The organism is Arsenicicoccus cauae (assembly GCF_043162025.1).
In the GTDB taxonomy this organism is placed as follows: domain Bacteria; phylum Actinomycetota; class Actinomycetes; order Actinomycetales; family Dermatophilaceae; genus Arsenicicoccus; species Arsenicicoccus cauae.
Genome location: NZ_CP171001.1, coordinates 2205726 through 2231908 on the forward strand (window position 1 = coordinate 2205726; position 26183 = coordinate 2231908).

Annotated in this window: 25 protein-coding genes; 16 read left to right on the forward strand and 9 right to left on the reverse strand. The window is 73.4% G+C overall.

The window, feature by feature from the left end; translation table 11 throughout:
* Positions 1-50: 50 nt before the first annotated feature.
* From ACF3NS_RS10305 to ACF3NS_RS10315, 3 genes are all read left to right on the forward strand, one after another.
* Entirely contained in the window at positions 51-1109 is a 1059-nt protein-coding gene (locus ACF3NS_RS10305) for a YeiH family protein (RefSeq protein ID WP_392465905.1), read from the forward strand.
* A gap of 252 nt (positions 1110-1361) precedes the next feature.
* Positions 1362-2588, forward strand: coding sequence for a radical SAM family heme chaperone HemW (hemW, locus tag ACF3NS_RS10310; protein ID WP_288799326.1), 1227 nt, complete (start codon positions 1362-1364; stop codon positions 2586-2588).
* A 335-nt stretch (positions 2589-2923) separates the two neighbouring features.
* Positions 2924-3436 (forward strand): DUF4870 domain-containing protein, encoded by a 513-nt coding sequence (locus ACF3NS_RS10315; protein WP_392465908.1) that lies wholly within the window; start codon positions 2924-2926, stop codon positions 3434-3436.
* Here ACF3NS_RS10315 and nadC read toward each other — a convergent pair.
* Genes nadC through nadA form a run of 3 tightly spaced genes read right to left on the reverse strand, consistent with a single transcriptional unit; the run spans position 3429 to position 6881 of the window.
* The gene (gene nadC / locus ACF3NS_RS10320) at positions 3429-4307 is read right to left on the reverse strand and encodes a carboxylating nicotinate-nucleotide diphosphorylase (protein WP_288799324.1); all 879 of its coding nucleotides are present in this window, start codon (positions 4305-4307) and stop codon (positions 3429-3431) included. The genes ACF3NS_RS10315 and nadC overlap by 8 nt on opposite strands.
* Positions 4304-5902, reverse strand: a complete 1599-nt coding sequence (locus ACF3NS_RS10325; protein WP_392465909.1) for an L-aspartate oxidase — start codon at positions 5900-5902, stop codon at positions 4304-4306. Before ACF3NS_RS10325 ends, nadC begins: the two co-directional genes overlap by 4 nt.
* A gap of 1 nt (position 5903) precedes the next feature.
* Positions 5904-6881 (reverse strand): quinolinate synthase NadA, encoded by a 978-nt coding sequence (nadA, locus tag ACF3NS_RS10330; RefSeq protein ID WP_392465911.1) that lies wholly within the window; start codon positions 6879-6881, stop codon positions 5904-5906.
* A gap of 171 nt (positions 6882-7052) precedes the next feature.
* Here nadA and ACF3NS_RS10335 point away from each other — a divergent pair, with 171 nt between their 5' ends.
* Complete coding sequence (locus ACF3NS_RS10335; protein WP_288800070.1) at positions 7053-8501, forward strand: DHA2 family efflux MFS transporter permease subunit; 1449 nt, start codon at positions 7053-7055, stop codon at positions 8499-8501.
* A 12-nt stretch (positions 8502-8513) separates the two neighbouring features.
* Here ACF3NS_RS10335 and ACF3NS_RS10340 read toward each other — a convergent pair whose 3' ends face one another.
* Positions 8514-9473, reverse strand: coding sequence for a hypothetical protein (locus ACF3NS_RS10340; protein WP_311966650.1), 960 nt, complete (start codon positions 9471-9473; stop codon positions 8514-8516).
* Positions 9466-10371: a DUF3097 domain-containing protein gene (locus tag ACF3NS_RS10345; protein ID WP_392465915.1), complete on the reverse strand. Its 906-nt coding sequence runs from the start codon at positions 10369-10371 to the stop codon at positions 9466-9468. The genes ACF3NS_RS10340 and ACF3NS_RS10345 overlap by 8 nt, the downstream gene beginning before the upstream one ends.
* 141 nt (positions 10372-10512) lie before the next feature.
* On the opposite strand from ACF3NS_RS10345, the gene hrcA reads away from it, so the two are divergent.
* From hrcA to ACF3NS_RS10360, 3 genes are all read left to right on the forward strand, one after another.
* Complete coding sequence (gene hrcA / locus ACF3NS_RS10350; protein WP_288799954.1) at positions 10513-11568, forward strand: heat-inducible transcriptional repressor HrcA; 1056 nt, start codon at positions 10513-10515, stop codon at positions 11566-11568.
* A gap of 129 nt (positions 11569-11697) precedes the next feature.
* Positions 11698-12822, forward strand: coding sequence for a molecular chaperone DnaJ (dnaJ, locus tag ACF3NS_RS10355; RefSeq protein ID WP_288799952.1), 1125 nt, complete (start codon positions 11698-11700; stop codon positions 12820-12822).
* Between the two features lie 4 nt (positions 12823-12826).
* On the forward strand, positions 12827-13567 hold the full coding sequence (locus ACF3NS_RS10360; RefSeq protein WP_154594008.1) for a 16S rRNA (uracil(1498)-N(3))-methyltransferase: 741 nt from the start codon (positions 12827-12829) through the stop codon (positions 13565-13567).
* Positions 13568-13687: 120 nt separating this feature from the next.
* Here the strand turns inward: ACF3NS_RS10360 and ACF3NS_RS10365 are convergent, their stop codons facing one another.
* On the reverse strand, positions 13688-14761 hold the full coding sequence (locus tag ACF3NS_RS10365) for a Gmad2 immunoglobulin-like domain-containing protein (RefSeq protein WP_392465918.1): 1074 nt from the start codon (positions 14759-14761) through the stop codon (positions 13688-13690).
* Between the two features lie 127 nt (positions 14762-14888).
* Here ACF3NS_RS10365 and ACF3NS_RS10370 point away from each other — a divergent pair, with 127 nt between their 5' ends.
* Genes ACF3NS_RS10370 through era form a run of 5 tightly spaced genes read left to right on the forward strand, consistent with a single transcriptional unit; the run spans position 14889 to position 19112 of the window.
* Positions 14889-15245 carry a histidine triad nucleotide-binding protein gene (locus ACF3NS_RS10370; protein WP_288797781.1) on the forward strand — a complete coding sequence of 119 codons (357 nt, stop codon included), beginning with the start codon at positions 14889-14891 and terminating at the stop codon, positions 15243-15245.
* 55 nt (positions 15246-15300) lie between these two features.
* Positions 15301-16377 carry a PhoH family protein gene (locus tag ACF3NS_RS10375; protein WP_288797780.1) on the forward strand — a complete coding sequence of 359 codons (1077 nt, stop codon included), beginning with the start codon at positions 15301-15303 and terminating at the stop codon, positions 16375-16377.
* Positions 16374-16841 (forward strand): rRNA maturation RNase YbeY, encoded by a 468-nt coding sequence (gene ybeY / locus ACF3NS_RS10380; protein WP_154594012.1) that lies wholly within the window; start codon positions 16374-16376, stop codon positions 16839-16841. Before ACF3NS_RS10375 ends, ybeY begins: the two co-directional genes overlap by 4 nt.
* 4 nt (positions 16842-16845) lie before the next feature.
* Entirely contained in the window at positions 16846-18201 is a 1356-nt protein-coding gene (locus ACF3NS_RS10385; protein ID WP_392465920.1) for a hemolysin family protein, read from the forward strand.
* Positions 18198-19112 (forward strand): GTPase Era, encoded by a 915-nt coding sequence (gene era / locus ACF3NS_RS10390; protein ID WP_392465921.1) that lies wholly within the window; start codon positions 18198-18200, stop codon positions 19110-19112. The genes ACF3NS_RS10385 and era overlap by 4 nt, the downstream gene beginning before the upstream one ends.
* A 635-nt stretch (positions 19113-19747) precedes the next feature.
* Here the strand turns inward: era and ACF3NS_RS10395 are convergent.
* Complete coding sequence (locus tag ACF3NS_RS10395; RefSeq protein ID WP_392465923.1) at positions 19748-20944, reverse strand: M4 family metallopeptidase; 1197 nt, start codon at positions 20942-20944, stop codon at positions 19748-19750.
* Positions 20945-21251: 307 nt separating this feature from the next.
* Here ACF3NS_RS10395 and leuA point away from each other — a divergent pair, with 307 nt between their 5' ends.
* From leuA to ACF3NS_RS10410, 3 genes are all read left to right on the forward strand, one after another.
* A complete protein-coding gene (gene leuA / locus ACF3NS_RS10400) occupies positions 21252-22973 on the forward strand; it encodes a 2-isopropylmalate synthase (RefSeq protein WP_392465925.1) in 1722 nt (573 codons plus the stop codon).
* A gap of 153 nt (positions 22974-23126) precedes the next feature.
* Positions 23127-23453, forward strand: a complete 327-nt coding sequence (locus ACF3NS_RS10405) for a helix-turn-helix transcriptional regulator (protein ID WP_154594017.1) — start codon at positions 23127-23129, stop codon at positions 23451-23453.
* Positions 23450-24661: a type II toxin-antitoxin system HipA family toxin gene (locus ACF3NS_RS10410; RefSeq protein ID WP_392465927.1), complete on the forward strand. Its 1212-nt coding sequence runs from the start codon at positions 23450-23452 to the stop codon at positions 24659-24661. Before ACF3NS_RS10405 ends, ACF3NS_RS10410 begins: the two co-directional genes overlap by 4 nt.
* 12 nt (positions 24662-24673) lie before the next feature.
* On the opposite strand, the gene ACF3NS_RS10415 is transcribed toward ACF3NS_RS10410, so the two are convergent.
* On the reverse strand, positions 24674-25300 hold the full coding sequence (locus ACF3NS_RS10415) for an alpha-ketoglutarate-dependent dioxygenase AlkB (protein WP_154594018.1): 627 nt from the start codon (positions 25298-25300) through the stop codon (positions 24674-24676).
* Positions 25301-25363: 63 nt separating this feature from the next.
* On the opposite strand from ACF3NS_RS10415, the gene ACF3NS_RS10420 reads away from it, so the two are divergent.
* On the forward strand, positions 25364-25930 hold the full coding sequence (locus ACF3NS_RS10420; protein ID WP_154594019.1) for a GNAT family N-acetyltransferase: 567 nt from the start codon (positions 25364-25366) through the stop codon (positions 25928-25930).
* 7 nt (positions 25931-25937) lie between these two features.
* Here the strand turns inward: ACF3NS_RS10420 and ACF3NS_RS10425 are convergent, their stop codons facing one another.
* On the reverse strand, positions 25938-26075 hold the full coding sequence (locus ACF3NS_RS10425; RefSeq protein ID WP_392465930.1) for a hypothetical protein: 138 nt from the start codon (positions 26073-26075) through the stop codon (positions 25938-25940).
* Positions 26076-26183 lie beyond the last annotated feature (108 nt).

Here is a 26183-nt window from a genome sequence, read left to right on the forward strand (position 1 = left end):
GCAGCGCTGGGGGCTGCCGCTCACCCGTCCGCGCGGGGGAGGGTGGCACCATGCCCACCGCAGCGAGCCGCGCCACCCCGGCGGCCACCCCCTCCGGACGCCCACCCCGCGTCAGCCCCGCAGGACCGCTACCCGGGCTCGCTCTCTGCGCGGTCGCGGTCGCGCTGGCGCTCCTGGTCAACCACGTCGCCCCCATGATGTCCCCGCTGCTCGTCGCGATCCTGCTCGGCGCCGTCCTGGCCAACGCCGTGCCCCTGCCGGCCACGCTCGCGCCCGGGCTGGCCGTCGCCGCCAAGCCCCTGCTGCGTGCCGGGATCGTGCTGCTCGGCCTGCAGGTCGTGCTGGGGCAGATCCTCGGGCTCGGCTGGGGGATGATCGCCGTGGTCGTCGCCGTGGTGGGGCTCGGGATCACGTCGACGCTCGGGTACGGACGGCTCCTCGGGGTCCCGGCCGGGCTCACCCTGCTCGTGGCCTGCGGCTTCTCCATCTGCGGCGCCGCCGCCGTGGCCGCCGTCGACGGGGTCGTGGACGCCGACGAGGAGGACGTCGCGACCGCCGTCGCCCTGGTCGTCGTGTGCGGCACCGTGATGATCCCCGTCGTCCCCCTGCTCGTCGGCGCCCTCGGCCTGAGCCCGTATGCCGGAGGTCTGTGGGCCGGCGGCTCGATCCACGAGGTCGCCCAGGTCGTGGCCGCGGGCGGCGCCCTCGGGGGAGGCGCGCTCGCGGCCGCCGTCGTCGTCAAGCTCACCCGGGTCCTGATGCTCGCTCCCGTCATGGCGGCGATCTCCTGGCGGCGACGCCGGGCGCTGGCCGCGGACGTGTCGGCGGTCGGGTCCGGCGGCGGTCGGCTGCCGCCGCTCGTGCCGGCGTTCGTCCTGGGGTTCGTGGCGATGGTGGTCGTCCGGTCCGTCCTGCCGCTGCCCGCCCCGGTGCTGGACGGCGCTCGCCTGCTGCAGACGATCCTGCTCACGGCGGCGATGTTCGCCCTCGGGTGCGGCGTGCGGCTCGCGCTCGTGAGGCAGGTCGGTGCCCGGCCGTTCGTGCTGGCGGCGCTGTCGACCGTGACGGTGGCGCTGGTCTGCCTCGCCGGCGTCACCCTCACCACCTGACCGGCCCACCACACCAGCGGCGACCGGCGACCAGGCATCGGGGGAGGACCTCGCCCCAGGCGGCTGTGCGTGGTGAGAGGGCGGTGTTGGTTGTCCACGGCACGGTGGAGGAGCCGTTCGTGCCCTCTCAGGCTCCGGCGGACGAGGGAGCAGGTGTGGCTGGGTGCCGTTGCCGCGTCGAGCCTGGCAGAGCCGCGCCGCCCGGCGGCCGCCTCACGAGGGCGGGCGCGGTCGTCATACACAATGGGCCGTATGCCGAGCGCCTTGCCCGATGGTCAGCCCGCCCCCTCCGACGGCTCGCTCCCGAGCACCGCGCTGGACCGTCTGGGGCTGGGCCCGTTCGGGATCTACGTGCACGTGCCGTTCTGCCGGGTCCGTTGCGGCTACTGCGACTTCAATACCTACACGCTGACCGAGCTCGGCACGCCGGGCGCGAGCGTCGCGTCCTACGCCGACACCGTCCTGGCCGAGCTGGACCTCGCCAAGCGGGTGCTCGGCGAGGACGCGCCGGCCGTCGAGACGGTGTTCGTCGGCGGCGGCACCCCCACGATGCTCGCGGCCGAGGACCTCGCCCGGATCGTCGAGGGCATCGGCGAGCGGTTCGGCTACGCCGGCGACGTCGAGATCACGACCGAGGCCAACCCCGACACCGTGGACGAGCACTACCTGGACTGGATCGCAGCCCGGGGGTTCTCGCGGGTCAGCCTCGGCATGCAGTCCGCCGTCCCGCACGTCCTGCGGACCCTCGACCGCACCCACGACCCCCTCAACGTCGAGCGTGCCGTCAAGGGCGCCCGCGAGCACGGGCTCGACGTGTCGCTCGACCTGATCTACGGCACTCCCGGCGAGTCGCTGGAGGACTGGCGCACCTCGCTGGAGACCGCCATCGCGCTCGAGCCCGACCACGTCTCGGCGTACGCCCTGGTGGTCGAGGAGGGCACCAGGATGGCGGCCCAGGTGCGACGCGGCGAGATCGCGCTGCCGAGCGACGACGACGAGGCCGACAAGTACGAGCTGGCCGACGGGCTCCTGCGGGCGGCCGGCTACGGGTGGTACGAGGTCTCGAACTGGGCCCGGGGCGAGGATCACCGGTGTCGGCACAACATCGGCTACTGGAGCGACGGGGACTGGTGGGGTGCCGGGCCGGGCGCGCATAGCCACGTGGGCGGCGTCCGCTGGTGGAACGTCAAGCACCCGAGCGCCTATGCCGCGCGCCTGGGCGCCGGCGAGTCACCCGCGGCGGCCCGCGAGCTCCTCAGCGCCGAGCAGCAGTACGACGAGCGGGTGCTGCTCGGCGTGCGGCTGGTGGACGGGCTCCCGGTCGACGAGCTGGACGAGCCCGGCCAGGAGGCGGTGGCGGGGCTGATCGCCGACGGTCTCGTCGACGGGGGTGCGGCCCTGCGCGACCGCCACCTGGTGCTCACGCTGCGCGGACGCCTGCTGGCGGACACCGTGGTGCGCCGCCTCCTCGGCGTCTGACTGCCAGCAAGACGGGGACCCGCACTGTGCACGTCGAGGCACAGTCCTGCCGTGGAGCTGACCATCAGCGAGGCGCGCACCTGGCCGACGTCGTGATGCGAGCCGAGTCCGGCGAGGACGTGACGATCACCCCCCGAGTGCCTCCACCCCGAGGCCCTGGTGAGTGGCGGGGACGGCTGAGGCCGGTCCGGCCAGGGTGGGATCAGGGTCCGGTCAGGGTGGGTTCGGAGGGCCGGCAGGGATCCGACCTGGGCAGACTGGAGTCCGAAGGGTCGAGCGGCAGGCCGCCGCGTCGAGTACGAACCACATCGGGCACGAACCACACGGAGGGGACCATGAGCACCGACGACCAGCACCGCAACGACCGCGAGATCCCGAGCTACCCGCAGGCCGGACCGGGCGCTCAGGGCGCGAGCCCGCAGGGCAGCTACCAGCAGGGCGGTCACCCGCAGCAGGGCCAGCCGGTCTACGGCAACAACGCGCCGCTGAACCCGGAGTACGAGCGGCAGCTCGTCTGCGCGGCCCACTGGTCGCCGATCGCGTCGGTGCTGCTCGGCGGCATGACCTTCTTCGGCCCGCTGATCGTCCTGCTCATGGGCGGCGGACGCAGCCGCGCGGTCCGGGAGCACGCGATCGACGCGCTGAACTTCCAGATCACCGTCTGGATCGCCACGGTGGCGGTCATCCTGATCTCGCTGCCGCTCATGCTCGTGCTGGTCGGCTTCGTCACCATCTGGCTGGCCGGCCTGATCCCGCTCGCGGCACTGGTCGTCCACGGGCTCGCGGCGATCAAGGTGGCGGCGGGTGAGCCCTACAGCTACCCGTTCACCTGGCGGATCATCAGGTAGCCGCCGGCGGCGCGTCGGGACCGATGTCGGGGTCGATGTCCAGGCCGATGTCGAGGACCGGCGCGCTGTGGGTGAGGCGGCCGACCGAGATCAGGTCGACCCCCGCCTCGGCGATGGGCACGATCGTGGTGGCGTCGACCCGGCCCGAGGCCTCGGTGACCAGGCGCCCGTCGACGAGCCGGACCGCCTCCCGCAGCAGGTAGGGCGTCATGTTGTCGAGCAGCACCGCGTCGGCGCCCACCTCCAGCAGCTCCCGCAGCTGGTCCAGCGTGTCGACCTCGCACTCGACCTTGACCAGGTGACCGACCTCCGCGCGGACCCGCGTGACGGCGGCAGTGATCCCCCCGGCGACCGCCACGTGGTTGTCCTTGATCAGCACCGCGTCGTCCAGGCCGAAGCGGTGGTTGTCCCCGCCGCCGGCCCGCACCGCGTGCTTCTCGAGGGCGCGCAGCCCCGGCGTGGTCTTGCGGGTGCAGCACACGCGGGCCCGCGTGTGGGACACCGCGTCGGCGAGCTCGGCCGTCGCCGTGGCGATCCCGGACAGGTGGCCGAGGAGGTTGAGGGCGACGCGCTCCGCGGTGAGCAGCCCGCGTGCGGGGCCGGTGGCCTCGCCGATCACGTCGCCGGGCGCGACGCGGGACCCGTCGCCGCGGTCGATCCGGACCTCGATGCGCGGGTCGAGCAGGGTCCACGCCAGCCGGGCCAGGTCGGTGCCGGCCACGACGCCCGCGTCCCGGGCGACGAGCCGGACCGTCGTGGTGGCGTCCGGCGGGATGGTCGCGTCGGTGGTGAGATCGCCGGCGCGGCCGAGGTCCTCGAGCAGGGCGGCGCGGACGACGGGCTCGAGCAGGATGTCCGGCAGCGCTCTCATGAGGCCTCCTTGTCGGTGAGGGTGGGGGTCGTGACGTCGGCGAGGGTGAGCAGGGTGTGCTGCGGCTCGCCGGTGGCGGGGTGGTCGGTGCGGGTGTGCGCACCACGGGACTCGGTGCGCTGCAGGGCACCTCGGCAGACCAGGGCGGCGACGAGCGCGTCGTCGTCGTGCGCGGCCAGGGGAGCCAGTATGCCGAGGGCCCGCTGCAGCCCGGGGGCGTCGCGCAGGACGCCGGCGGCCGCCTCCAGCGTGGACCGGAGCAGCGCGAGATCGGTGGCCTGCGGGGCGGACCCGGCGCCGCGGGCGCTCGCGATCAGGTCGCGGCGAGCGGCGGGCCCCACCTGCGGGCCGCCGGGGCGAGCGAGCTCGTCGCGCAGGGTCGCCGCGAGGCGCCGCGAGCAGACCGTCGCCTCCAGGAGGGAGTTGGAGGCGAGCCGGTTGGCCCCGTGCAGCCCGGTCGAGGCGCACTCGCCGACGGCCCACAGGCCGGGCACGGTGGTGCGACCTGCGGCGTCGACCAGCACCCCGCCCATGGCGTAGTGCGCGGCCGGCCGGACCGGCAGCAGGTCGACCGAAGGGTCCAGACCCGCTGCGCGACAGGCGGACTCGATCGCCGGGAAGTGGTCCCCGAAGCGCGGGCCCAGCGTGGCGCGCGCGTCCAGGCAGGTCGCGTGCCCTGCCTGGCGGGCCGCCCACAGGGCGCGGGCGACGACGTCGCGGGCGGCCAGGGGGTCGGTGACCGCCGGCGCCCCCGAAGCGGTGACGAGGGTGGCGCCCTCGCCCCGCACGGCCTCGGAGACCAGGGGCATCGGGTCCAGCCCGACGTCCAGGGCCGTGGGGTGGAACTGCACCAGCTCCACGTCGCGCACGACGGCGCCCGCGCGGACCGCGAGGGCGAGTCCCTGCCCGCGAGACGCGAGCGGGTTGGTGGTGTGGGCGTAGAGGCCGCCGAGGCCACCCGTCGCCAGGATGACGGACCGGGTGGCGACCACGCGGCGCGGACCCGCGCCCTCGACGAGCACCCCGGCCACCCCGTGGGCGTCGGTGAGCACACGCACGGCGCGTACGCCCTCGACGACGGTGACCGACGGCGTCCGCCGCGCCGCGGCGACGGCCACGCGGAGCAGCTCCGCGCCCGACCCGTCTCCCGCGGCGTGCAGCACGCGGCGGCGGCAGTGCGCTCCCTCCAGACCGAGTGCCAAGGCGCCGTCCGGCCCACGGTCGAGCCTCGCGCCGAGCGCCAGCAGCCACGAGATCGCCTCGGGCCCGGCGTCGGTCACCGAGCGGACCACCTCGGGGTCGCACAGGCCCGCGCCGGCGCGCAGGGTGTCCTCGGCGTGCAGCGCGGGGTCGTCGTCGGGCCCCACGGCCGCCGCGATGCCGCCCTGGGCCCACCCCGTCGAGGTGTCCACGCCGAGCGGTGCGGGGCTGATGACCGTGCCGGGGACGGGGGACAGGGCGGTGGCGGCGAGCAGGCCCGCGAGCCCGGCCCCGACGACGACCGGGCCCTCGGCATACGTGATCTCGAAGGTTCCGAAGGTCTCGAGGGTCCCGAGGGTGCCGGGCGTGCTGAGCGTGGACGAGGAGGGGGCCACCTCAGCCCACCGCCAGCATCCGCTCGACGGCAGCCCGAGCCCGGTCGGCCACCGCGGGGTCGATCGTCACCTCGTGGGTCAGGGTCTGCAGCGAGCGGCGGATCGCGGCCAGGGTGTTGCGCTTCATGTGCGGGCACAGGTTGCAGGGGCGCACGAAGTCCACGTCGGGGTGCGCCGCGGCGACGTTGTCGGACATGGAGCACTCGGTGATCAGGGCGACCCGCGCGGGGCGTTCGCGCGCCACGAAGCTCGTCATGTCGGCGGTGGACCCGGACAGGTCCGCCTCGTCCACGACCTCGGTCGGGCACTCGGGGTGGGCCATGACCACGACCCCCGGGTGGTCCGCGCGGATCTGCCGTATGTCGTGCGGGGTGAAGCGCTCGTGCACCTCGCACGCGCCGGGGTGGGTGATGACCTCGACGCCGGTCTGGCGGGCGACGTTGCGGGCCAGGTGCTGGTCCGGGAGCATGATTACCCGGTCGGTGCCGAGGCTCTCGATCACCCGGGTCGCGTTGCCGGAGGTGCAGCAGATGTCGGACTCGGCCTTGACCGCCGCCGAGGTGTTGACATAGGTCACCACGGGGACGCCCGGGTGGGCGGCCCGCAGCGCCCGCACCTGGTCGGCGGTGATCGACTCGGCCAGCGAGCAGCCCGAGCGCAGGTCGGGGATCAGCACGGTGCGGGTGGGGTTGAGCAGCTTGGCCGTCTCGGCCATGAAGTGCACGCCCGCCACGACGATGACCTCGGCGTCGACCTCCTGCGCCTCGCGTGCGAGGGCCAACGAGTCCCCGGTGATGTCGGCGACCCCGCCGTAGATCTCGGGGGTCATGTAGTTGTGCGCGAGGACGACCGCGTCCCGCTCGGCCTTGAGCCGCCAGATCGCCTCCACATCGGGCGTCATCAGCGCCCACTCGGCGGGCAGCACGTGATGGCGGACCCGGTCGTAGAGCGCGGTGGTGTCGGGCAGGATCTGCGACACGATGACCCCTTGTGCTAGACGTGAGCAGAAGAAATTGCTGACGCTGAGCATAACGCATCCGGGGACAACCGAGTTGGCTGGCCACCCCCGGTGCGTGACCATGGAGCAGCGACCCCGTCGACGACGCTCCGGGGAGGCCCCCACCGCACGTCATACGACCGGAGACCCCGCATGCAGCCCCACGCCCCCGCCCAGGCGACACCCGCGCCCGACGTGGACCGCGCCCGCACCCGGACGATCCTCACCGTGCTCGTCCTCGCGACCTTCGTCGTGATCCTCAACGAGACGATCATGACCAACGCGATCCCGCGCCTCATGCGCGAGCTGGACGTCACCGCGTCCACCGCCCAGTGGCTGTCCACGGTCTTCATGCTGACCATGGCCGTGGTCATCCCCGTGTCCGGCTGGCTCATGGAGCGGCTCGCGACCCGGCGCACCTTCGGCCTCGCGATGACGCTGTTCTCGGTCGGCACGGCCGCCTGCCTGCTCGCCCCCACCTTCGGCGTGCTGGTCGGCGGCCGGGTCGTGCAGGCCTGCGGGACCGCGATCATGATGCCGCTGCTCATGACGACGCTGATGACCCTCGTCCCCGCCCACGGGCGCGGCAGGGTCATGGGCAATGTCACCCTCGTGATCTCGGTGGCGCCCGCGATGGGGCCGGCGGTCTCGGGGCTGCTGCTGCAGCTCGGCTCGTGGCGGCTGATCTTTGCCGCGGTGCTGCCGATCGCCGTCGGCGCGCTCGTCGTCGGGCTCCGCGCCCTCGTGGACGTCGCCGAGCCCGGGCACAGCGACCTGGACCTGGTCAGCCTCGCGCTGTCCGCCGTCGGTTTCGGGGGTCTCGTCTACGGGCTCAGCGGCCTCGGCGAGGGTGCGTCCCACGGCGCTGCGTCCTCGGGCCTGCCACCGTGGGGGTGCCTTCTCGTCGGGCTCGTCGCCATGGGCGCGTTCACCTGGCGGCAGCTCGTCCTGCAGCGCCACGGGACCCCGCTGCTCGACCTGCGCACCCTGTCCCACCGCACCTTCACCATCGGCCTGGTCCTGATGGTCCTGTGCTTCATGGGGCTCATGGGCACCGTGATCCTGCTCCCCATCTATCTCCAGGAGGTGCGCGGGCTGTCCTCGCTCACCACCGGCCTGCTGATGATCCCCGGGGGACTGGCCATGGGGCTGCTCGGCCCGCAGGTGGGCAAGGCCTACGACCGGTATGGCGCTCCCCGCCTCGTCGTCCCCGGCGCTGCCGGCCTCGTCGCGGGGCTGGTCATGCTGGCGCTGCTCGCACCGGTCCTGGCGCCCTGGGGCGTGCTGGCGCTGCACGTCCTGATCAGCGTGTCGCTGGCGCTCGTCTTCACCCCCGTGTTCACCGCCTCGCTCGGCGTGCTGCCGCCGCACCTGTACCCCCACGGCTCGGCGATCCTCGGGTCGCTGCAGCAGGTCGGGGCCGCGGCGGGCACGGCCACGACGGTGGCCGTCATGACCTCCGTGACGGCACGGGCGGCGGCCGGCGGCGCATCGGCGGCGGGCGCTCTGACGAGCGGGGTCCAGGGCGGCTTCGCGGTGGGAGCAGTGCTCGCCGTGCTGGCGCTCGGCGCCTCGACCCTGGTGCGCACCCCGCGGTCCTAGGACCGCGGGGCGTCACCGGGTGCGCAGGGCCGGCAGCTTGGTGCCCGCCACCTGACGCTCGTCGAGCACGGAGCGGCGGAACCGGTAGAGCCGCGCCGGGCGGCCGCCGGTGCCCGACGACACCGACCCCGTCTCCTCGACCAGGGCCTGCTGCTCCACGAGGCGGCGGAAGTTCTGCTTGTGCAGCGCCTGGCCCGCGAGCGCCTCGACGCACCCCTGCAGCTCACCGAGCGTGAACGCGGCCGGCATGAGCTCGAACACCACCGGGCGGTACTGGATCTTGGCGCGCAGCCGCGCGAGACCCGTCGCGAGGATGCGGCGGTGGTCGCCGATCATCGGCTCCCCGGGGACCAGGTCGTCGTCCGGCAGGCGCCAGGCCTCGCGGGCCTCGGGGACCAGACCGACCTCGTAGAGCAGCTCGTAGCGCTGCAGCGCCAGGTCGGGCAGCCACGCGTGCCCGCCGCGGCCGAAGGTCAGGTCGCAGCGGTGCCGCCGGGCCGTCCGGTCGGCGGGGGACCCGGCCGCGCCGACCCAGTGCGTCAGCTGCGGGGCGATCACCTCGTCGACCAGACGGGTGCCGCCGCGCTGGTCCTCCCAGGGGAGCAGGGCGTAGGCGTCGTGCCAGGCAGAGGCTCCCGGCTGGGCGGCCCGGGCCTGCTCCGGCGCGTCGTCCGTCGTCAGCCCGAGGTAGGAGATCGAGATCCGGCGGCCACGCGTGTCGTCCAGCCCGCGGTCGTGGTCGGCGAAGGTGTACAGCTGCTCGACATACCCGAGCTGTCGGCCCGTCTGCGAGGTGACCCAGGAGCGCAGGCCGGCCTGCAGGGACGGCTGGCCGGCCTCGAGGGGGCCGGCAGGGAGGGCCGGTATGCCGGGGGCGGGCGGGGGAGCCGTGAGGACGCGGGGACGCCCGGACAGGACCGCCACCACGACGGCGACCAGCTCGACGGCGAGCGGCTCCTGCTCCTCAGGCACGCACAACCTCCTGCTGGTCGTCCTCGAGGGGGACGGTGACGAAGTCGATCAGCTCCTCGACGCTGGCGAGCAGGGTCGGCTCCAGATCGGCGTACGTACGCACGGTACCGAGGATCTGCTTCCACGCGCGGGCGATGTCCGCCTGCGACCGGTGCGGCCAGCCGAGGTGGGCGCAGATCCCGTGCTTCCACGAGGTGCCACGGGGGATGACGGGCCACTGCTGCAGGCCGAGGCGCTCGGGACGCACCGACTGCCACACGTCGACGTACGGGTGGCCGAGGACCTTGACGAACCGCGAGTAGCCGGGGACCCGGCGCGCCTGCTCGACGATCCGGGCCTCCTTGGTGCCGGGCACGAGGTGGTCCACCAGCACGCCCATGCGGCGGTCACCGTCGGGGGCGAAGTCCTTGATGACCGCGGCCAGGTCGTCCACGCCGTCGAGCAGCTCCACGACCACGCCCTCGATGCGCAGGTCGTCGCCCCAGACCTTCTCCACCAGCTCGGCGTCGTGGCGGCCCTCGACGAAGAGGCGCGACCCGGTGGCCACGCGGGCGGGGGCCCCGGCGACGGCGACCGACCCCGAGGCGGTGCGCGAGGCGGCCTGGCGGGCCTCGGCCAGCCGGGCGTCGCTCCCGCTCGTGTCCGGGACGAGGGTGACCGGGCGGCCGTCGACCCAGAAGCCGGGGCCCAGCTCGAAGCCTCTTGTCCGCCCCTTGCGGTCCTCCAGGTGGACGACGTGGACGCCGCCGGCCTTCTCGACCCGGGCCACGGCGCCCACCCAGCCGGACTCGACGTCCTCGACGACCAGGCCGCGGGCGGCGGGGACCGCCTCCGAGCGCCCCCGGCGCGGGGCCTTCCAGTCGCCGGACAGGACGTCGGTTCCGTATCGGTCCACCACGGGGTCTCCTCGCTGCTGCGTCGCCGGACGGTGCTGAAGGCTAGCCGCAGGACCGGCGGAGTTCGTCGTGGCGCGCCACCCGGCGTAGAATTGGCACTCGGCATGCCTGAGTGCCAGCCGCCGGACGAGAGGAGGTCGACGATGAGCGACGGACGCCGCCTGCAGGTCCTGCGAGCCATCGTGCAGGACTACGTCGCGACCTCCGAGCCCGTCGGGTCCAAGGCGCTGCTCGACCGCCACCAGCTGGGCGTGAGCGCGGCGACGGTCCGCAACGACATGGCCGCGCTCGAGGAGGAGGGCCTGATCTGCGCCCCGCACACGAGCGCCGGGCGCATCCCCACCGACGCGGGCTACCGGCTCTTCGTCGACCAGCTGTCCGAGGTCAAGCCCCTGTCGGCCCCCGAGCGTGCGGCCATCGCCGAGTTCCTCGCCGGGTCGGTCGACCTCGACGACATCGTGGACCGCACGGTGCGGCTGCTCGCCAGCCTCACCCACCAGGTCGCGGTCATGCAGTACCCCTCGCTCACCCGCTCGTCCGTCCGCCACATCGAGCTCGTGCCCATCGGCGGGCCGCGCCTCATGGTCGTGCTCATCGTCACGACCGGCCGGGTCGAGCAGCGGGTCGTCGACGTGGGCCGCGACCTGGGCGATGCCGACGGCGAGCGCCTGGCCTTCGACCTGCGCGGGCGCCTCAACGCGCTGGCCGCGGGTCGGCCGTTCACCGAGGTTGCGCGGGCGCTCGCCGGGCTGTCCGAGGGTTTTGCCGTGGCTGACCGCGCGGCGGTCGAGGCCGTCACCACGGCCCTGGCCGAGCTCGTCGTCGAGGAGCGCGAGGAGCGGGTCGTGATCGCCGGCACCAGCAACCTCGCGCGCCGCTCGGGCGACTTCCCGACGTCGCTGCGCCCCGTGCTCGAGGCCCTTGAGGAGCACGTCGTGCTGCTCAGCCTCATCGACGCCATGCACGACGACCCCGCCCGCCCCGCCATGGACGCCTCCGACCTCGTCTCGGTGCGCATCGGCAGCGAGCTGTCCCACGCCGGCCTCGTGTCCACCTCCGTGGTCTCGACCGGCTATGGCGCCGGGCCGGACCTCGTGGCCGGGCTGGGGGTGCTCGGCCCGACGCGCATGGACTACCCCACGACGATGGCGGCCGTGCGGGCGGTCGCGGCATACGTCTCTCGGTCGCTCGGTGGCTAGCCACCGCCGGCCGGCGGTCAGCGACCCGACCGGCCCAGCCGACCCGACCGGCCCAGCCGACCCGACCGGCTCAGCCACCATCGTGACTACCGTGAACCAGGCCAACCACTCTGTCAGGCAAGGACTTTCGTGAACGACTACTACGCAGCCCTCGGGATCGACCGCAGCGCCGGCGCCGAAGAGATCAAGAAGGCCTACCGCAAGCTCGCCCGCAAGCTGCACCCGGACGTCAACCCCGGCCCGGAGGCCGAGGAGGAGTTCAAGCGGGTGTCGCAGGCCTATGACGTCCTCGGGGACCCGGCCAAGAAGCAGGCCTACGACATGGGCGCCGACCCCTATGCCAGCGCCGGGTCGGCGGGCTTCGGGCAGGGCTTCACGTTCAGCGACATCATGGACCAGTTCTTCGGCGCCGGCGCGGGGGCCGCGGGCGGTCGGGGCCCGCGCTCGCGCGTCCGCCGCGGCCAGGACGCCCTGGTGCGCGCCGACGTCGACCTGCGCACCGCGGTCTTCGGCGACACCCACGAGCTCACCCTCGACACGGCCGTGGAGTGCAGCACCTGCCACGGCGACGGGTGCCAGCCCGGCACCTCCCCCCAGACCTGCTCGGCCTGCCAGGGCCGCGGCGAGGTGCAGCAGGTCCAGCGCAGCTTCCTCGGCCAGATCATGACCTCCCGGCCCTGCGGCGTGTGCCAGGGCTACGGCACGGTGATCCCCAACCCCTGCTTCGAGTGCTCGGGGGAGGGCCGCGTGCGCACCCGCCGCTCCGTGTCCATCAAGGTTCCCGCCGGCGTCGACACCGGCACCCGCATCCAGCTGCGCGGCGAGGGCGAGGTCGGCCCCGGCGGCGGGCAGCCCGGCGACGTCTACGTCGAGGTGGTCGTGTCGCCCCACCCGACCTTCCAGCGCAACGGGGACGACCTGCACTGCACGCTCGACGTGCCGATGACGGCGGCGGCCCTCGGCTCGACGATCACCCTGGACACCTTCGACGGCGCCGCCGACGTGCACGTGCGGCGCGGGACGCAGTCCGCCGACACGGTCACCCTCGACGACCTCGGTGTCACCCACCTGCGCGGCGGCGGTCGAGGCGACCTCGTCGTGCACCTCAACGTCACCACGCCGACCCGTCTGGACTCGCGCCAGGAGGAGCTGCTGCGCGAGCTGGCCGAGCTGCGTGGCGAGGAGAACCCCGACGGGCACGCCACCTCGCTCGACAAGGGGCTGCTCGGCAAGCTCCGCGACGCCTTCCGCTGAGTCGATGACGGCGCCGCTGTTCCTCCTGCCGCCCGGCTCGCTGGCCGGCGTCACCCCAGGGGCATCCGTGCTCGTGGACGGGCCCGAGGGCCGGCACGCCGCCGGGTCCTTGCGCCTGCAGCGCGGCGAGGCCGTGCTGCTGTCCGACGGCAGCGGCGCCGAGGTGGCCGGGTCGGTGTCCACGGTCGCATCGGGGGAGATCACGGTGCGCGTCGAGACCGTATGCCGACCCGCCGCCCCCACGCCGCGCTTCGTGCTGGTGCAGGCGCTGGCCAAGGGCGACCGCGACGAGCAGGCGATCGAGTCGGCGACCGAGCTCGGCGTCGACGAGGTCGTCCCGTGGGGCGCCGCGCGGTCCATCGTGCAGTGGCGCGGCGACCGCGCGGCCAAGGCCCACCGCAAGTGGGAGCAGGTCGTGGCCGCCGCCGCCAAGCAGTCCCGCCGGCACCGCACGCCGTCGGTCGCCGAGCACGAGACGAGCCGGCAGCTCGCGGGGCGCCTGGCCTGCGCCTCGCTGGCGCTCGTGCTGCACGAGGACGCGACGACATCGGTCAACGACGTGGAGCTGCCCGGGTCCGGCGAGGTGGTGGTCGTGGTCGGCCCCGAGGGCGGGATCTCCGCCGAGGAGCTGGCGACGTTCGAGGAGGCCGGGGCGCGCGCCATACGGCTGGGCCCGCACGTCCTGCGGTCCTCCAGCGCCGGACCGGCGGCCCTGGCCGTGCTCCTCGCCCGCACCCGCTGGTGACCTACCGGGGGTAGGGGCATCGACCGGGCTTCGTTCGCCAGGCTGATGATCCGGCCCCCGGTAGGGGCATCGACCGGGCTTCGTTCGCCAGGCTGATGATCCGGCCCCCGGCAGGGGCAATCAGCGGACGGTGAAGGTGCGGGTGGCCCGGCCCAGGTCGCGCTGGCCATCCGCCGGGCTCGGCGCCCAGACCTGCAGCTGATAGCTGCCGGCACCAAGACGGCCGAGGTCGAGCCGCCAGGTGCCGCGCGTCGGGCAACCCACGGAGGCCGTGGTGTGGCCCGACCGCACGGCCTTGCCGGCGCGCGTGAGGGAGTAGGCCACCGTCCCCTCGAAGGCACACGCCTGGCCCGTGGCGACCACGGGCCCGGCCTTGAGCGCGGCCCCCGCCCCCGGCGAGTCGATCCAGACCGCGGCGAGCTCGCCGGTCTGGGCGACGCCGGAGGAGCGGGCATAGGTCTTGCTGGTGGGGAGCGGACCGAGCACGCGACCGTCGGGGGAGCGGAACCGCACGGGGAGGTTCTTGCCGGTCACGGCGGTCACCGTCCAGACGACGGAAGCCGTGCCGATCCGGGCCGTGGCGCCGTCGACGGCGCGGGTCGGACCGTCGAGGGTCACCTCGATCGTGCTCGCGCCCACGTGGACGTCGGTGACGGTGCGCTCGCCCCACACGTTGAGGTAGCCGCGCGACCCGGCCTCGCGCATCGCGACGTTGGCCGCGGTCTCGGCGCGCTGGGCGGTCGAGCCCGGCCGGGGCGTCGGCACGAACTCACGGAAGAGGCGCAGCCGCGGCGTCGGCGCACCGCCGCCCTCGCGGACCTGGGTGCCGTCCCGCCCGAGGAAGTAGACGGGCAGAGCCGCCCCCGACACCGACGCGACGGTGCGTGCGGCGACGTCGGGCCCGGCGGGCGTCGCGGCGCCGGCCGTGGTGGCGTCCACGGGCGCGGGGGACCCGGACTGCTCCGCGGCGGGGCCGGTCGAGCCGGCGGAGCTGGTCGTGCCGGCGGGCGGTGTGGTGGGAGAGGTCGTCGCGCCGGCAGAGCCATCGGTGGTGCCGCTCGTCGCGGCCGCGGGCGCGGTCGCCTGGGAGGTGGTGGTCTGCTGGGCGCACCCGGCGAGAGCGACGGCGGCCGAGGCGGCCACCGCCGCGGCCCGCAGGACCTGGCGGGACGTGGCGCTGGTGCTGGTGGTCACGTCGAGCTCCTTCGCTGACGACGACGATGTGCGTCACAGTGTCTCCCACCCGAGGGCTCGTGGACGCGGCGCCCCGCCGACGAGATCTCGCCGGGCCGGGCCGGAGGCGCCTGGCTAGGCTGCACGCATGACCCCACGTGACCCGGACTGCCTGTTCTGCAAGATCGTCGCCGGGGAGATCCCGGGCGAGGTCGTGCACGAGACCGAGACGACGCTGGCCTTCCGCGACATCCAGCCGCAGGCGCCGACGCACGTCCTCGTGGTCCCCAAGGCGCATCATCCCAACGCCGTCGCGACGGCCCAGGCGGACCCCTCGCTGCTGGTCGACGTCGTCCTCGCGGCGGGTCAGGTCGCCGAGCAGGAAGGGCTCGTCGAGCGCGGCTACCGCCTGGTGTCCAACACCGGTCAGGATGCGCAGCAGAGCGTCGACCACCTGCACCTGCACGTCGTGGGCGGCCGGGCGATGCAGTGGCCCCCCGGCTGACGGGGGACCGACGACAAGGGGGTATGTCGCACCCGGCACGTAGACTGGCGGGACGATGACACAGACCCCACCACCCGACACCCCGAGCCCTGGCGGCGGCCCCGCCGCGCACCATGCGATCGTCATACCGGCATCCGTCCCCATGATCTCCCTGCTGGGGCCGCACGACGAGCTCCTGCGCACGATGGAGCGCGCGTTCCCCCGGCTCGACATCCACGTCCGAGGCAACGAGTTCCGCCTCGACGGTCCCTCCAGCGACGCCGCGCTCGTGGAGGACCTGGTCGGCGAGCTCCTCGTGGTCGTCGAGTCCGGCGGGACGATCAACCGGGATGCGGTCGAGCGCTCGATCGCCATGCTGCGCAACCGTTCCGCAGAGCGGCCCGCCGACGTGCTGACGACCAACATCATCTCGGCGCGCGGGCGCACGATCCGGCCCAAGACACTGGGTCAGAAGCGCTACGTCGACGCCATCGACACGCACACCATCGTCTTCGGGATCGGCCCCGCCGGCACCGGCAAGACCTACCTCGCGATGGCCAAGGCCGTGGCCGCGCTGCAGGCCAAGGACATCACCCGGATCATCCTGACCCGGCCGGCCGTCGAGGCGGGGGAGAGGCTCGGCTTCCTGCCCGGCACCCTCACGGACAAGATCGACCCCTACCTGCGGCCGCTCTACGACGCGCTGCACGACATGCTCGACCCGGAGCAGATCCCGAGGCTGATGGCTGCGGGGACCATCGAGGTGGCACCGCTCGCCTACATGCGCGGCCGCACCCTCAACGACGCGTTCATCATCCTCGACGAGGCGCAGAACACCTCGCCCGAGCAGATGAAGATGTTCCTCACCCGTCTCGGGTTCGGGTCCCGCATCGTCGTCACCGGGGACGTGACCCAGGTCGACCTGCCCGGCGGCACCCAGTCCGGTCTGCGCGTGGTGCGCGACATCCTGTCCGACGTGGAGGACATCCACTTCGCCGAGCTCTCGGCCGCCGACGTGGTGCGCCACCGGCTGGTCGGCGAGATCGTCCAGGCCTACGGCGCCTGGGACGAGTCGCAGCAGTCGCAGCAACGGGGCGGCCCCGCCGGCGGCCGGACCACGCACCACCAGAGGGGACTGGCGCCGCGCCGATGAGCATCGACGTCCACAACGAGACCGACCACCGGGTCGACGTGCGCGAGCTCGTCGCGCTGTCGCGCTTCGTCTACTCCGCCATGCGGGTCCACCGCGGCGCCGACCTCGCCATCACGCTCGTGGACGAGGAGGCCATGGAGCGCCTGCACGTGCAGTGGATGGACCTCGAGGGCCCGACCGACGTCATGAGCTTCCCCATGGACGAGCTGCGCCCCGGACGGGAGGGGGCTCGCCTGCAGGAGGGGGTGCTGGGTGACATCGTGCTGTGCCCCTCCGTCGCCAAGAAGCAGGCCGCCGGGGCCGGGCACTCCTTCGAGGAGGAGCTGCTCCTGCTGACCACGCACGGCATCCTGCACCTGCTCGGCTACGACCACGCCGAGCCGGACGAGGAGCGTGAGATGTTCGACCTGCAGCGCACGCTGCTGCTCACCTACCTCGCCGGCCGCGGGCGACCCCAGGGCTGACACCGTGACGATCCAGCTGGTCCTGGGCGCGGCGCTGGCCCTGGTGCTGACCTTCGTCCTGGCGCTGACCGAGGCCGCGGTGCAACGGGTCTCGCGGCACACGAGCGAGGAGATGCTCGACGAGGGTCGACCAGGCTCGCGGGCGCTGGCCACCGTCGTGGCCGACAAGCCCGGCTACATCTCGGCGGCCACCTTCCTGCGGGTCGTGACGGAGGCGACGATGGCCGTGCTCGTCACGGTGGCGGTGACCGAGCGCCTCGACGGCCCCGTCGCTCCCGTGCTGGTCAGCATCGGCGTCATGGCCGTGCTGTCGTTCGTCCTGGCGGGGGTCTCGCCGCGCACGCTCGGGCACCAGCACGCCACCCGCGTGTCCTTGATGATGTCCCCGGCCCTGGTGTGGCTGCGGCGCGTCCTCGGGCCGCTCGTGCGGCTGCTGGTGGCCTTCGGCAACGCCGTGACGCCGGGCAAGGGCTACGCCGAGGGGCCGTTCGCCACGGAGGGCGAGCTGCGGGACCTCGTCGACATGGCGAGCCAGCGAGCCGTCATCGAGGACGACGAGCGCGAGATGATCCACTCCGTCTTCGAGCTCGGGGACACCGTCGCCCGCGAGGTGATGGTCCCGCGCATCGACATGATCACCCTCGAGCACGACAAGACCCTCGGCAAGGCCATGTCGCTGTTCCTCCGGTCGGGCTTCTCCCGCATCCCCGTCGTGGGCGAGGACAGCGACGACGTGCTGGGCCTGCTCTACCTCAAGGACGTCACCCGCCGCGTCAACGACGACGACCATGCCCGGTCCCTGGCCGTCGACGAGCTCATGCGGCCCATGCACTTCGTGCCCGACAGCAAGCCCGTCGACGACCTGCTGCGGGAGATGCAGCAGGACCAGGTGCACCTCGCGATCGTGGTCGACGAGTATGGCGGGACCGCCGGCCTGGTCACCATCGAGGACATCCTCGAGGAGATCGTGGGCGAGATCGCCGACGAGCACGACCGTGAGGCGCTGGGGGTCGAGCCCCTCGAGGACGGCACGGTGCGGATCCCCGCCACGATGCACGTGGACGACTTCGCCGAGGAGTTCGGGGTGGACCTCGAGGAGGAGGACGTGGACACCGTCGGCGGACTCATCGCCAAGGTCTCCGGGCGCGTGCCGATCCCCGGCTCGCGGGTCGAGCTGCTCGGGCTCGAGCTCACCGCGGAGCGTCCGGCCGGCCGCCGGCACCGGATCGCGACCGTCATCGTGCGACGACTGCCGCAGGAACCCTCGCCGGTCGACGTGTGGGAGGCTGAGCGCGACCGGGACCGCATCCTGCGCGCCGACACCGTCGACGCCGCCCGGCACCAGGAGGACCACTCATGAGCACACCGTTCCGCGCAGGTTTCGCCTGCCTCGTGGGTCGCCCCAATGCCGGCAAGTCCACGCTGACCAATGCCCTCGTCGGGCACAAGGTCGCGATCACCAGCAGCAAGCCCCAGACGACCCGGCACACGATCCGCGGGGTGGCCAACACCGAGCAGGGGCAGCTGATCCTGGTGGACACCCCAGGTCTGCACAAGCCGCGCACCCTGCTCGGCCAGCGCCTCAACGACCTCGTCCGCGAGACGCTGCTGGAGGTCGACGTGATCGGCTTCTGCCTGCCCGCCGACCAGCGCCCTGGGCCGGGCGACCAGTTCATCGCCGCCGAGCTCGCCGAGCTGCAGCGGTCGCGCCGTCGCCCGGTCGTCGCCCTCGTCACCAAGACCGACAAGGTCGACAAGCAGCGGCTGGCCGAGCACCTGATCGCCGTGGACCAGCTGGGCGAGTGGGACGCGATCGTGCCGTGCTCGGCCACCGAGGGCGACCAGGTCGGCGAGGTCGCCGAGGTGCTCGTGTCCTACCTCCCCGAGTCGCCGCCCCTCTATCCCGAGGGGCACCTCACGGACGAGCCCGAGGCCGTCATGATCGCCGAGCTCGTGCGCGAGGCCGCCCTCGAGGGCGTGCGCGACGAGCTGCCGCACTCGCTCGCCGTGGTCGTGGAGGAGATGGTGCCGCGCGAGGACCGCCCCGAGGACAACCCGCTGCTCGACGTGCGGGTCAACGTCTTTGTCGAGCGCCCCTCGCAGAAGGCCATCGTCATCGGCCGCGGTGGGTCACGGCTGCGCGACGTCGGCACCCGGGCGCGCACCCAGATCGAGGCGCTGCTGGGCCAGCGCATCCATCTCGACCTGCACGTCAAGGTCGCCAAGGACTGGCAGCGCGACCCCAAGCAGCTGCAGCGCCTGGGGTTCTAGCCCGGCCCCGGCGCGGGCGCGCCGCGACCCCTGTGGATGACGGAGCCGGCCGCGTGCCCCGCCTGTGGATGACGCGTCGTCGCGACCGGGCAGGCGCCATACCCTCCTGACACAAGCCGATCAGGAGGCCTGCCGCGCATGAGCATGTATGCCGTGAACGTGCCCGCCGTGCTCGACAGCGGGCACTGCGTGCGCAGCGCGGCCGACGAGCTGGCCCACGCGCGCGTCGCACCGGCCATGGAGCCGCTCGCCAGCGCGCTGACCGGCAGCGTCAGCGGGGAGGTGGCGTCCCGCCTGGCAGCGCTGCTCGACGGGCGCCTCGCCCTGCTGCACCAGGCGCTCGCTGCGCTCGGCGACGGGCTCGTGGCGGCCGGCGAGGCCTACGACGCGTGCGAGGACACCGCCACGGTCCGGTCCAGCGGTCGCTGTGGCGGTGGGGCGCCGGGCGCTGAGGCGGGGCGGCTTGTGCGTCGAGGGGGCGCGTATGCCGCGTGGTGCGGCGTGTCGGGCGCGTTTGTGACCCCTCGGTGGCGGGGACCAGCTCCGGCCCTCGCCCCGGCCGGGCCCCTGCGTGATCGTGAGGGTGTGGTCCGAGGACATTGGACGAAACCCCCACGATCATCGGGGGATCGAGCTCAGCGACGGGACGTCCGCGCGCCCGGACCCGCCGGCTCGACGCCGACCTGCTCCCACGCGCGGGCGACGGCGCTGCTCTCCTCCCCGTCGGCGCCGTAGCGGGCGGCGGCCGAGTCCAGGGTGGCCCGCGCGAACCGCGCGAAGTCGCAGTCCTGCGGGATCCGCACGCCGTGCGCCGCCGTCAGCACGTCCCACCACACCTGTCCGGCCCGCTCCCATGCGTGCCCGCCGAGCGCCGCCGCCGTGAGGTAGAACGCCCGGTTGGGGATGCCGGAGTTGATGTGCACGCCTCCGTTGTCGTTGTCGCTGTCGTGCGGCAGGTCGACGTAGTCGGCCATCGACCCCGGCTGGGGGTCCTTGCCGAGGGCGGGGTCGTCGTAGGCCGTGCCCGGCGCCTTCATCGAGCGCAGCGCCACGCCGCGCACCTTGGGCGTGAAGATCCCAGCCCCGATCAGCCAGTCGGCCTGGTCGGCGGTCTGCCCGAGCGCCTGCTGCTTGGTCAGCGAGCCGATGACGTCCGAGATCGACTCGTTGAGGGCGCCGGACTGCCCGACATAGGTCAGGCCCGCCGTGAACTGCGTGATGCCGTGCGCGAGCTCGTGGCCCATGACGTCGATCGAGTCCGTGAACGACGCGAAGTAGACGCCGTCACCGTCACCGAAGACCATCTGCTCGCCGTCCCAGAAGGCGTTGCTGTAGTCCCGGTCGTAGTGCACGGTCGCCACGAGGGTCAGCCCGCGTCCGTCGAGGGAGTCCCGGCCGTAGACGTCGGCGAGCAGGCGGTAGGTCGCCCCCAGACCGTCGTACGCCTCCGTCACCGACTCGTCCGCCGTCGCCGGGTCCCCCTCGGACCGCACGAGCTGCCCCGGCAGGGTCGTCCCGTGGCGGGCGTCGTGGAGACGGCGGTCGGGCTCCAGGGGTGCGGCCCCGCGCGCCGGGTCAGGCCGCGCCGGAGCCGGGGTCGTGTGCCGCGTGCGCGGGTCGCGCAGGCCGATGGCACCGGGCAGGCGCGGCTCGGGGCGCGACGTCCGGACCTGTCGTGAGCCGCGCTGGCGGGTGTCGTGCATGAGGGTGTGCCGCGCGGCCTCGGCGGCGCGCCGCTCCGGGGCGTCCTGGGCGATGTGGCGCAGCAGGTGCGGGGGGACGATGCCGCAGCGGTGCGGCAGGACGGGGGCGGAGGTCTGCGGCGGCGTCATACGGCCACTATGGACCCCACCGCCGACAGGCCCCAGGCCTGCGTCGTCCCGAGCCATGTCCCGGCTGTGGGCGAGCGACGCCGTCCCAGGATGCGGGACCGTGCGGCGTGCCAGGTGGACGGGTGGGGGGCATCGCCATACGGTCGGGATCGTGCGTATGCGGAACGGGTCCCACCGCTGGGCCCCCTGGAGCCTCCTCCTTCCCTGCCGCGGCGAGGCCCTCTAGAGACGGCCGCCCTCGCCGCGGAGCTCGCTCTGCTCGGCCGTCGAGCACGACAGCGACCAGCGAACTGTGAGGCACGAGAGCATGATCCACCCCCAGCAGCCCAGCCCGATGCCGGTTGGCAAGTACGTCCCCTTCCACGAGCAGATCCGCGTCGAGCTGCCCGACCGCACGTGGCCCGACAAGGTCATGCAGGCCGCCCCGCGCTGGTGCGCCGTGGACCTGCGCGACGGCAACCAGGCCCTGATCGACCCGATGAGTCCCGAGCGCAAGCTGCGGATGTTCCAGCTGCTGGTCGCCATGGGCTACAAGGAGATCGAGGTCGGTTTCCCGAGCGCGAGCCAGACCGACTACGACTTCGTCCGCCAGCTGATCGAGGGCGGCCACATCCCGGACGACGTGACCATCCAGGTCCTCACCCAGTGCCGCGACCACCTGATCGAGCGCACGTATGACGCGCTGCGCGGCGCCCGCCAGGCCATCGTCCACTTCTACAACTCCACCTCCGTGCTGCAGCGCAAGGTCGTCTTCGGCCTGGACCAGGACGGCATCGTCGACATCGCGCTGCAGGGCGCCCGGCTGTGCAAGAAGCTCGAGGAGACCCTGCCCGACACGGACATCTACTACGAGTACTCCCCGGAGTCCTACACCGGCACCGAGCTGGAGTTCGCGGCCCGCGTCTGCAACGAGGTGATCGAGGTCCTCGACCCGACGCCGGACCACAAGATGATCATCAACCTGCCCGCGACCGTCGAGATGGCCACGCCCAACGTCTACGCCGACTCGATCGAGTGGATGAGCCGCCACCTGGACCGTCGCGAGTCCGTCGTCCTGTCGCTGCACCCCCACAACGACCGGGGCAGCGGGGTCGCGGCGGCCGAGCTGGGCTACCTGGCCGGCGCCGACCGCATCGAGGGGTGCCTGTTCGGCAACGGCGAGCGCACCGGCAACGTCTGCCTGGTCACCCTCGGCATGAACATGGTCAGCCAGGGCATCGACCCGCAGATCGACTTCTCCGACATGGCCGGCATCCGATCGGTGGTCGAGCACTGCAACCAGCTGCCCGTCCACGAGCGCCACCCCTACGGCGGCGACCTGGTCTTCACGGCCTTCTCCGGGTCGCACCAGGACGCCATCAAGAAGGGCTTCGACTGGATGGACCGCGAGTCCGCGTCCTCCGGCAAGGGGATCGACGAGCTCGTGTGGGGCGTGCCCTACCTGCCGATCGACCCGCACGACATCGGCCGGTCCTACGAGGCGGTCGTCCGCGTCAACAGCCAGTCCGGCAAGGGCGGCGTGGCCTACATCCTCAAGTCCGAGCGCGGGCTGGACCTGCCCCGTCGCCTCCAGATGGAGTTCAGCGCCGTCGTGCAGGCCCGCACGGACGCGCAGGGCGGCGAGGTGTCGCCGGCGCAGCTGTGGGAGGTCTTCGAGGACGAGTACCTGCCGGCCGAGCGGCGCTGGGGCCGGTTCGCGCTCAAGGGAGTTCGCACCGACGACGAGGGCGAGGGCGGACGCGGCACGTGGTCCTTCCGGATCGACGACCGTGGGGTCGATCAGGTCCTGACGGGCAGCGGCAACGGTCCGATCGCGGCCTTCGTCGACGCGCTGGGTGCTTATGGAGTCGACGTGCGCGTCCTCGACTACGCCGAGCACGCCATGTCGGCGGGTGGCGACGCCCGCGCCGCGTCATACGTCGAGTGCGCCGTCGGCGAGCGCGTCCTCTGGGGCATCGGCCTGCACGAGAACATCCTGCGCGCCTCCATCGAGGCCGTGGTCTCGGCGGTCAACCGCGCCGAGCGCTGACGACTCACCCCTCCCACCCACCGCCACGATCGTGAGTGTTTAGTCCAAGAATGTTGGACCGAACACTCACGATCTGCGGTTCTGGGGAGACAGATCTGGCCCACTCGGGCTGTTAAGGGGCCAGATCTGGCCCTGGGTTGATATTCTGCCTGTATGCCGAGCCCGACGCCACGCCCCGTCACCCGCGCTCTGGCGAGCCTGGGGGAGTCGTTGCGCGGCTGGCGGGTGCTGCAGGGACTGACGGTGGCCCAGGTCGCCGACCGCGCCGGCATCTCGGAGCGCACCGTCAAGCGCCTCGAGGCGGGTGAGGGGGCGGCGCTGGAGCACGCCCTGCGGGTGGCCCGGGCGCTGGGGGTGCTCGACGAGCTCGTCGCCTCGGTCGACCCGCTGCGCAGCGACGTGGGACGGCTGCGTGCGGAGGAGCTCCTGCCGCGGCGGGTGCGCCCGTCGCGACCGGGGAGCCGGGCGGGGGAGTCGTGATCACCGTCGAGGTGTGGCTCGACCCCGACGTGCGGGTGGGGACCATGCACGTGCACCAGGGGCGCGGGGCCGAGTCCCTCACCTTCACCTACGACCCGGGCTACCTCGCGCGCGAGGGCGCCTATGCGCTCGAGCCCGGTCTGCCGCTGCGATCCGGTGGGTTCCACAGTGCGGGGAGGTTGTTCGGCGCCTTCGCGGACAGCGCGCCCGACCGGTGGGGGCGGACGCTGGTGCGGCGCACCCTGGCCGAGGCGGCCCGCGAGGCGGGCGAGACGCCCCGTCGGCCGGGGGAGTCCGACTTCCTGCTCGGCGTGCGCGACGACCTGCGGCAGGGGGCGCTGCGCTATCGGCTGCCGACGGACCCGCCGGGCAGCTTCCGGGCTGGGGCGCAGGACGGCGTGCCCGTCCTCACCGAGCTCGGCACCCTGCTGTCGCTCGCGGACAAGGTGCTGTCCGACGAGGCCGACCTGGGGGAGCTGCGGCGGCTCGTCGGTGCCGGGTCGTCCCTCGGCGGGGCACGCCCCAAGGCCCACGTGCGCCTGCCCGGAGGGACGGTCGGCATCGCCAAGTTCCCCGCCGACCTGCACGACGACTGGAACGTCATGGCCTGGGAGAAGGTCGCGCTCGACCTGGCCGCGGCGGCCGGGGTCGTCGTGCCGCCGTCCCGGCTCGTGGCGGTGGCCGGCCGCGACGTGCTCGTGGTCGAGCGGTTCGACCGGATGGGTGACGACCGTCTCGGCTACGTCAGCGCCATGACGATGCTCGAGGCCACCGACGGCGACCGCGCGACCTACCTGGAGATCGCGGAGGTGGTCGAGCAGGTCTCGCCGCGGGCGCGCCAGGACCTGCACCAGCTGTGGCGTCGGGTCGTCCTCGGCGCCCTGATCAACAACACGGACGACCACCTGCGCAACCACGGCTTCCTGCGCGAGGGCGGCGGGTGGGTGCTGTCGCCGGCGTTCGACCTCAACCCGACGCCGTTCGGCGGCTCGTTCGCGACGGACGTCGCCGACCCGGGCGACGGGGGCTCGATCGAGGCGGCGCTGGACGTCGCGGAGTACTTCCGGCTCGGGGCGGCCGACGCCGCGCGGATCCTCGACGAGGTCCGGGCCGCCGTGAGCGGGTGGGACCGCGTAGCGGCGTCATACGGCATCGGCGAGCGCGAGCGAGCCCGCATGGCAGTGGCGTTCACCCGCGCTGCGTCCTGAGACGACCGGCGGTCAGCGGACGCCTCGGGGGCGGAACTGGATCGAGATGCGGGGGCCGGTCGCCGCTCTGGACTTCGGTATGGCGTGCTCCCACGTCCGCTGGCACGAGCCGCCCATGACGACGAGGTCGCCGTGACCCAGCGAGAACCGGTGCGCGGTGCCGCCACCGCCGCGGGGGCGCAGCGCCAGCGTGCGCGCCGCCCCGACCGACACGATCGCGACGATGGTGTCGTGCGTCGAGCCGCGGCCGATCGTGTCGCCGTGCCAGGCGACCGAGTCGGCCCCGTCACGATAGAGGCACAGGCCTGCGCTGGTCAGCGGCTCGCCGAGCTCGGGCAGGTAGTGCGCGGAGAGCCGGTCGCGCAGGTCCTCCAGCAGCGGGTCGGGGAGGGTCTCGCCGGAGCCGTAGTGCTTGGTGAGGCGGGGGACGGCCACGACGTTGTCGTACATCTGGCGGTGCTCCGCGTGCCAGGGGACCGCTTCGACGAGCCGGTCGAAGAGCTGCTGGGAGCCCTGGAGCCAGCCGGGCAGGTGGTCGACCCACGCGCCGCGCGCGAGCTGGGTGCGCTGGATCCCGACGAGGGGACCTGGCGCACACTCCTCGGCCAGGTCGAAGATGGAGCCCTGCAGTCCGATCATGCGTTCGATGATAGCGCCGAAAACTCCCTCGGCGCCGTCTCTTCCCGTCGCTACGGTGGCCGCATGGAGCTGCTCACCCCCACCCTGCGCACCGATCGCCTGCTGCTGCGCCCGTTCGCGGCGTCCGATGCCGACGACCTGACGGCCCTGATGAGCGACGCGAGGGTGCTGGAGTACTGGGACTCACCGCCCTGGACCGATCCTGCCCGCGCCGGGGTCTTCCTCGAGCGCTGCCGCACCATGGCCGAGCAGGGCAGCGGCATCCGGGTGGCCGTCCAGCGTCTCGAGGACGGGGCCTTCCTCGGGTGGTGCCTCTTCGTCGACTGGGACGACACCTTCCGCAGCGCCCGGCTCGGGTACTGCTTGACCCAGACGTCCTGGGGCCACGGCTACGCCACCGAGGCCTCCCGCGCCGTGCTGACCTGGGCGTTCGACGCGCTGCCGCTCAACCGGGTGCAGGCCGAGTGCGACACCCGCAACCCCGCGTCCGGCCGGGTGCTGCAGAAGCTGGGCTTCGTCCTGGAGGGGACGCTGCGGCAGGACTGCATCGTCGACGGCGTGGTCTCGGACTCGTGGGTGTACGGCCTGCTCGCCGAGGACTGGCAGGCCCGGTCGCAGACGGCGCCCTGACGTCTGATCAGGTGCTCGACGACGCCATACGCCCGGTTCCGTGGCCGCGCGACCCGCTGCGCAGTCGAGCGACGCCGACGAGGACCAGCCGGAGCAGCACCAGGTTGGCGCCGCCGCAGAGGATCGCCATGACGGTGGCGGCCACGATCTCACCCACCGGGGCGGGCAGTCCGAGCCCGCCTATCGGCAGGGCCGCCAAGCTCCACGGGAAGGTGGCCAGGACCAGCGGGACCGCAGCGAACGATGCGCCGAC